The sequence below is a fragment of the Zemynaea arenosa genome (assembly GCF_004614185.1).
GTDB lineage: Bacteria > Pseudomonadota > Gammaproteobacteria > Burkholderiales > Burkholderiaceae_D > Telluria > Telluria arenosa.
The window spans coordinates 23,135-29,918 of sequence record NZ_SPVF01000222.1 but is presented as its reverse complement, the minus strand read 5'-3'; the positions used below and the strand labels follow the sequence as shown (position 1 = coordinate 29,918).

Annotated in this window: 6 protein-coding genes and 1 pseudogene; 2 read left to right on the top strand and 5 right to left on the bottom strand. The window is 69.8% G+C overall.

Annotated elements, in window-relative coordinates; translation table 11 throughout:
- Window positions 1-631 (top strand): annotated as a pseudogene (locus E4L96_RS23840) (hypothetical protein); the annotation flags it as partial.
- A gap of 153 nt (window positions 632-784) precedes the next feature.
- Here E4L96_RS23840 and E4L96_RS17450 read toward each other — a convergent pair.
- Genes E4L96_RS17450 through E4L96_RS17430 form a run of 5 tightly spaced genes read right to left on the bottom strand, consistent with a single transcriptional unit; the run spans window position 785 to window position 5,871 of the window.
- Window positions 785-2,215: an aldehyde dehydrogenase family protein gene (locus E4L96_RS17450; RefSeq protein WP_135208487.1), complete on the bottom strand. Its 1,431-nt coding sequence runs from the start codon at window positions 2,213-2,215 to the stop codon at window positions 785-787.
- Window positions 2,212-3,528 carry an FAD-dependent oxidoreductase gene (locus E4L96_RS17445; protein ID WP_135208486.1) on the bottom strand — a complete coding sequence of 439 codons (1,317 nt, stop codon included), beginning with the start codon at window positions 3,526-3,528 and terminating at the stop codon, window positions 2,212-2,214. The genes E4L96_RS17450 and E4L96_RS17445 overlap by 4 nt, the downstream gene beginning before the upstream one ends.
- Window positions 3,525-3,788: a (2Fe-2S)-binding protein gene (locus tag E4L96_RS17440; RefSeq protein WP_135208485.1), complete on the bottom strand. Its 264-nt coding sequence runs from the start codon at window positions 3,786-3,788 to the stop codon at window positions 3,525-3,527. Before E4L96_RS17440 ends, E4L96_RS17445 begins: the two co-directional genes overlap by 4 nt.
- Window positions 3,785-4,951: an NAD(P)/FAD-dependent oxidoreductase gene (locus E4L96_RS17435; RefSeq protein WP_135208484.1), complete on the bottom strand. Its 1,167-nt coding sequence runs from the start codon at window positions 4,949-4,951 to the stop codon at window positions 3,785-3,787. The genes E4L96_RS17440 and E4L96_RS17435 overlap by 4 nt, the downstream gene beginning before the upstream one ends.
- Window positions 4,948-5,871, bottom strand: coding sequence for a dihydrodipicolinate synthase family protein (locus E4L96_RS17430; protein ID WP_229414584.1), 924 nt, complete (start codon window positions 5,869-5,871; stop codon window positions 4,948-4,950). The genes E4L96_RS17435 and E4L96_RS17430 overlap by 4 nt, the downstream gene beginning before the upstream one ends.
- Window positions 5,872-5,995: 124 nt before the next feature.
- Between E4L96_RS17430 and E4L96_RS17425 the strand changes: the two genes are divergently transcribed.
- Window positions 5,996-6,727 carry an AraC family transcriptional regulator gene (locus tag E4L96_RS17425; protein WP_229414583.1) on the top strand — a complete coding sequence of 244 codons (732 nt, stop codon included), beginning with the start codon at window positions 5,996-5,998 and terminating at the stop codon, window positions 6,725-6,727.
- The last annotated feature ends 57 nt before the right edge of the window (window positions 6,728-6,784 follow it).

Here is a 6,784-nt window from a genome sequence, read left to right as displayed (position 1 = left end):
CCAGATGAGCGCGGGCGCGGGGTCGGGCAGCAATGCCAGGGGCTCGGGCATCGGCTCGCAGGGCGGAGGCATGGGCGGCGGACTGGGTGACTCGAACTCGGTCTTCAGCGATTCGCACGAGCGCGGCTCGGGCACCGGCTCGGTCAGCGGCGGGATGGGCGGCGAAGGCTCGTCCGACTTCGGCGGCAGCGGCGTCGAACGCGGCTCGGGACCGAACGAGGCGCACCTCAGCCAGCAGCGGGGCGGCGAACGTGGCTCGGGCGCCGGCTCGGTCAGCGGCGGCATGAGCGGTGAAGGCTCGTCCGACTTCGGCGGCAGCAGCGTCGATAACCGCACCAGCCAAATGAGCGGCGGCGGCTCGCAGCAGGACAGCACCGGCCGCACTGGCTCGCAGACCATGAATCAGCAGTACGACGACGTCGGCACCCAGCACTTCAAGAACGACGCCGGCGTGCCGGGCTCCCAGAGCGGCAACAAAGCCCGCCAGTCAATGGACCGCGACGATACGACCGGCATGTCCAACAGCGCCAACATGCAGCGCACGGACGTGAACGTGGGCCTCACAGCTCAGGGCACCGAGCAGTCGGAACGTGCGGACAATCGCGGCCGCAAGGACGACCGCACCGAGTAAAGTCCGCGGCCAATGCGCCCCCAACGACGGGGCGAGCGGGCCGACACTGCAGCACCGCCCGCGAGGTGCGTCACCCGAAGCGAAACCGCCGCGCAGCCCGAGGGCGCGCGGCGGTTTTTTTCGCCCGTTGCAGCGGCGCCGGCAGACCGGCGATCAGGCCAAGGTGTACGCCGTCTTCATCGTCGTGAAGAACTCCACCGCCGCACTCCCCTGCTCGCGCGAGCCGTAGCTGGAGCCTTTGGTCCCGCCAAACGGCACGTGATAGTCCACGCCCGCCGTCGGCACGTTCACCATCACCATCCCGGCCCTGGCATTGCGCTTGAAGTGCGTCGCGTGCTTGAGCGACGTGGTGCAGATGCCCGCCGTGAGCCCGTACTCGGTATCGTTGGCCAGTGCCAGCGCATGCTCGTAGCCGCGCGCGGGCAGCACGGATGCCACCGGCCCGAAGATCTCCTCGCGCACATGGCGCATGCCCGGCTCGCAGTCCACGAACAGTGCCGGATTGAGGAAGTAGCCCTCGGTCGCGCGCTTTAGGCGCTCGCCGCCAAATGCGAGCCGCGCGCCCTCTGCCTTCGCGATTTCGATGTAGCTGAGGTCCTGTTCCAGCTGCGAGCTGTCCACCACCGGGCCAATGTCGATGCCCTGCTCCAGCGCGTGGCCGACCTTCAGCGTCGCCAGCTTGGCCGTCATTGCGTCGATGAAGCGGGAGTAGATGGATTCGTCCACGATCAAGCGCGAGGACGCGGTGCAGCGCTGGCCGGTGGAATAGAACGCGCCCTGGATGGCGGCGTTCACCGCGACATCGAGGTCCGCATCCGCTAGCACCACCAGCGGATTCTTCCCGCCCATCTCCAGCTGCACCTTGGCGCGGCGCTTGGCGCAGGCCATCAGCACCCGCTCGCCGGTCGCGGTGGAACCGGTGAAGCTCACGGCGTTCACGCGCGTATCGGTGGTCAGCGCCTCGCCGACGATCCGGCCCGGGCCCATCGCGAGGTTGAATACACCGGCGGGCAGGCCGGAACGGCTGATGATGTCCGCCAGCGCCCAGCCGCAGCCCGGCACCAGGTCGGCAGGCTTGAAGACGACCGTGTTCCCGTACGCGAGCGCCGGAGCGATCTTCCACGCGGGGATCGCGATCGGGAAGTTCCACGGTGCGATGATGCCCACCACGCCGACCGGTTCGCGCGTGATGTCGACGTCCAGGTTGGGGCGCACGGAGGCCAGCTTGTCGCCGCGTACGCGCAGCGCTTCCTGCGCAAAGAACTTGAAGATGGCGCCTGCGCGGGCGGCTTCGCCGATCGCTTCGGGCAAGGTCTTGCCCTCTTCCCGTGCCAGCAGCGCACCCAGCTCGGTCTTGCGCGCGAGAATTTCGGTGCCGATGGCGTCCAGTGCATCGGCGCGCTGCTGCACGCCGGCCAGGCCCCATGCCGGTGCGGCCGCATGGGCGGCGGCGATCGCGCGCTCGGCTTCGTCCTTGCCGGCGCTCGCATATTCGTCGACGGTGTCGGAGAGATCGGACGGGCTGCGCGTGGTGGTGACGGCGGTGCCTTCGCACCATTCGCCGTTGATATACAGTTTTTTCATGAGTCTCCTCCGGGTCCCGCGGGGACGCTGGCCAGCGTCGCGGCGGTGGTTGGGAATACCGGCTGGCGCGCGTCGGGCGCGTCCCAGCCGAACAGGAATTCACAGGCGCTTGCGCATACACGGCCCTGGCACGGACCCATGCCGAGGCGCATCTGCAGCTTGGCGTCGCGCCAGGTGGCGTGGCCTTCGATCTGCGCGCGGGTCACGTCTTCGCAGCGGCACACGAGGGTGTCGGGGCGGCACATGGACTGCAACGCGGCGGAAGGGGCAAAGCTGCGGCTCAGCAGTTTACCAAAAGAGCAAGCGTGGGTTCGGGCTTGCTGGTCGGCTGGGGTGATTTTGCGGCCGGCGGCTTGCAAGCCTGCGATGCGGCCTTCGGCCAGGGATTTGTCGACGCCACCGATGCCTGTGCATTCACCGGCGGCGAATATGTTCGCCTGCGTGGTGCACTGGTGGTGGTCGACGGCGATGGCGCCGTCTTTGGTTTGGCAGCCGAGCAGGCGGGCGAGCGTGGTCTCGGGGACGAGGCCGAAGCCCGCGGCGAGGTAGTCGCACTCGATGTCCCAGGTAGTGCCGCCGCGCTGCAGCGTCACGCTGCGCAGGCGGGAATCGCCGCGGGCTTCCACGATGCGCGTGGCGGCGGTGTGTCGTGTGCCGCGCAGGGTGTGCAGGAGGTGGGCGGCCTGGCGGAGTTTCGCAGGATGGCGCAGGAGGCCAGCGGCGAAGCTGGCCAGCTGTCTGCGCGATGCGTGTTCGGCGATGTGGATCACCTGGGCGCCGGCGGCATGGGCGGTGGCGGCGCTGGCCAGTAGCAGCGGGCCGGTGCCGGCGAAGACGACGCGCTGGTTGGTCAGCGGCAGGCCGCCTTTGACGAGGGCTTGCAGGCCGCCGGCACCGGTGACGCCGGGGAGCGTCCAGCCGGGGAACGGGATCAGAAGTTCGCGGGCGCCGGTGCAGAGGATCAGCTGCGACCATGTTATGTGCTGCGGGCCGTTCGGCGTGTCCACCAGGAGCACCTGCCCGGCCAGCACGGCGACGCTGCGCGCTTCAAACAGGAAGCTCACGTGATGGCGGTCGCGGAGGGCGGCCAGCAGTGCATGGCCGCGCTGGTCCACCCTTACGGATCGCAAGCGCTGCGGTGCGCGAGTGGCGTCCGGCGCACGCGCCGGGGTGGGGGCGCCGAGGGCCGCGCGCCAGATTTGGCCGCCGGGGGCGGGGTTGTCGTCGATGACGAGGACCGGCGCGCCGTGGGCGCTCGCGGCTTCGGCTGCGGCGAGGCCGGCGGGTCCGGCGCCGATGATCACAATCGTCATGCAAAATCCTCTTGCGGTGCCGCGCCGGTGCGCACGCTCATGCCGTCGGTGCAGCGCACCTGGCAGGCCAGCCGGTGCGGCACGCCGTCGATGGTGACATGGCACTCCTGGCACACGCCCATGCCGCAAACGGCGAAGCGCGGCATCCCGCTTACGGAGGTCCGCGTGTGCAGCCGCCCCGCGATTGCCAGCGCCGCCGCCACCGTCACCCCTGCAGGAACCTCGACGCTACGGCCATCAATCAGCAAAGTACAGTTCACGCGATCCCCCTCGTGTGGCCACCGGCAGCGGGCGCGCCAGTGGGCAGCAGGCGGCCGGGGAGATACGGGCCCGGGTCGATGGCCGCGGGCCGGCCGAGCATCAGGTCGGCCAGCAGGTGCGCGGTGCCGAACGCCGTCGTCACGCCCAGGCCCTCGTGCCCGGCCGCCAGCCACACCTGGCCGCGCGTAGGATGCCGCCCGATGATCGGCAGCCCATCCGGCGACGCAGGCCGCATCCCGGCCCAGGTGCGAATGATCCGCATGGTCGCCAGCGGCGGCAGCAGCGCCATCGCGGACCGCAGCACGGCGGCGGTCACCGCCGGATCGGGCTCGGTCGACACCTGCCCGTCCTGCCTGCACGACCCGACCAGCCACTGCCCCGTCGCGCGCGGCTGCACATTGGCCGCCACGGCGAGCGCACCCGCTCCGCCTTCCGGCTGCCCGTACCCCATGCTCACCACCTGATGCCGCAAGGTCCCGGGATACCGGTCCGTGATTGCCAGATGTCCCTTGCGCGCAAATACCGGCACCTCCGGCAGCAGCTGCGCCACCTGCACGCCCGCCGCCACCACGATCCGCCCTGCGGACACGCACGTGCCATCCGCCAGCACCACATGGTCCGCCCCCAGCGCCACCACCCGCTGCCCGAATCGCGCCACCGCCCCACGCGCACACGCCTGCTTCACCAGCGCCGCCGCGACCGCAGGGGGATACACCACCGAATCACCCGCCACCCGCACCGCTCCCGCCAAACCACGCCGCAGCGCGGGCTCAACGCCGGGCAGCGCGTCGCCGCTGACCAGGTCCGCACGCCAGCCGCGCCCATTCAACCTGCGCGCGCGGGCTTCCGCCCCCTCCAGTTGATGCTCGTCCTCGGCGACCCACAAAGTCCCGCACCGGTGCGGCTCTCCCACAGCCGGGTGCTCATCCAAAAAAGCATCCCACAAGCGCAGCGAGAGCAGGCACAGATCCAGCTCGGCCGCCGACTCGTCCAGCGCCACGAGATGCCCCATCCCCGCCGCGGTGACGCCGCCACCCGGCGCGGCAGCGTCCACGATCGCGACCGACATCCCCTCCTCCACGCACGCCCGCGCGCACGCGGCACCGACGATGCCGGCGCCGATCACGAGGACATCAGGCACGGAGGAGGAGGACTGGATCACTGCAGATCCGGCAGCACAGGACGCGTCTCGATGGCCGCACGGATCACACGTTCCGCCCGCTCGCGCACCGCGCCTTCCAGCGGCATGCGCGGCGCACGCACGCGCTCATTCGAGCCGACGGCCAGGGCCTCGGCCAATTTGATGTTCTGCACCAGGTAGGTCGACACATCCAGATCCAGCAACGGCCGGAACCAGCGATAGATTGCCAGCGCCTCCGCATTCCGCCCCGCGCGCATCAGCTGATAGATGGCGACGGTCTCCTTGGGGAAGGCCAGCACCAGCCCCGCCACCCAGCCCACCGCGCCTACCGCCAGCGCCTCGAAGGCCAGGTTGTCGACGCCGGTGAACAGGTCATAGCGCGTGCCGAGCCGGTTGATGATGTCCGTGCTGCGGCGAATATCGTCCGACGACTCCTTGACCGCGACGAAGCGCGCATCGTCCGCCAGCTCCTCCAGCATCTCCACCGTGACATCCACGCGGTACGCGACGCGATTCGAATAGATCATCACCGGCAGGTCGGCCGCTGCCGCGATGGCGCGCAGCGTGGCCACCGTCTCCTTGGGATTGGAGTGATAGATCGTGCTGGGCACCACCATGATGCCGTCCGCCCCCGCGCGCGCCGCGCGCTCGGCCAGCAGACAGGCCTGCCGGGTCGACGCCTCCGCCACCGTGAGCAGCGCCGGCTTGCCGGCCGCCGCCTCCTGGCAGGTGCGCAGCACGTCCAGCCGCTCATCGTGCGACAGCATCGGCCCTTCGCCCAGCGAGCCGCAGGCGATCAGGCCATCGACCCCGGCCTCCATCTGGAGCCGGTAACAGCGCGCCATCTCGCCGAAATCGAGCGAATCGTCGGACTTGAACTTGGTGGAGACTGCGGGGAAGACACCTTGCCACATCTTGATACCTGCACCTTTCTCCGGCATGGCCGGTTGCTGACGGGATGCGCACAGATTACGCCGCAAGGACCGCCGGGTCTTGCCGCACCGCGCCCGCAGCCTTGCCGAAATCGGCACAATGGCGCTATGCTCCCCGCGAGGAGAAACCGCCATGTCCTTGCCCGCCCATCTGCCCAGTCTCGACATCCCCAGCATGGAAGCGCTGTTCGATGCGCTCACCGACGTCGCCTTCTTCGTCAAGGACCGCGAGGGCCGCTACCTCGGCATCAACGACACCATGGTGCGCCGCTGCGGACGCCGCAGCAAGCATGAACTGCTCGGCAAGAACGCGCTCGACCTGTTCCCGCGCCCGCTGGCCCAGGCCTACATGGCCCAGGACCGCCAGGTGATCGACACCGGCATCCCGCTCCAGCGTCATCTGGAGCTGCACATGTACCCCGGCCGCAGCCGCGGCTGGTGCCTGACCAGCAAGACGCCCCTGCGCGACGCCCACGGCGCCATCATCGGCCTGGTCGGCACCTCGCAGGACCTGGGCGCACCGGATGAGATCCACCCGGAATACCGACAGATTGCCGACATCGCGACGCACATCCGCGAACGCTACCACGAGGACATCAGCCTGCAGGGCCTGGCCGATGCCGCCGGTCTTTCGATCTCGCGTATGGAACGCGTGTTCCGCCGCGTCTTCCACCACTCACCGCGCCAGATGCTGGTGCAGGCACGCCTCAACGCCGCGATCGAACGGCTGGGCGCCCGGCCCACCGACAGCATTGCCGCCATCGCCTACGAGTGCGGCTATACGGACCACAGCGCGTTCTCGCGCCAGTTCAAGGCGCAGACCGGTATGAGTCCGGCCCAATACCGCGCCACCCTGACGGCATAGCGCGGCCCTGCGCCGCAATCAGGCGGCCGGGCAACCGTGCGCGGACCGCCGCGCGCC

Excerpts from the sequence above, each read along its gene's own strand:
- E4L96_RS17450 (WP_135208487.1), bottom strand. The coding sequence starts at position 2,215 with ATGAAAAAACTGTATATCAACGGCGAATGGTGCGAAGGCACCGCCGTC.
- E4L96_RS17445 (WP_135208486.1), bottom strand. The coding sequence starts at position 3,528 with ATGACGATTGTGATCATCGGCGCCGGACCCGCCGGCCTCGCCGCAGCC.
- E4L96_RS17430 (WP_229414584.1), bottom strand. The coding sequence starts at position 5,871 with ATGCCGGAGAAAGGTGCAGGTATCAAGATGTGGCAAGGTGTCTTCCCC.
- E4L96_RS17425 (WP_229414583.1), top strand. The coding sequence starts at position 5,996 with ATGTCCTTGCCCGCCCATCTGCCCAGTCTCGACATCCCCAGCATGGAA.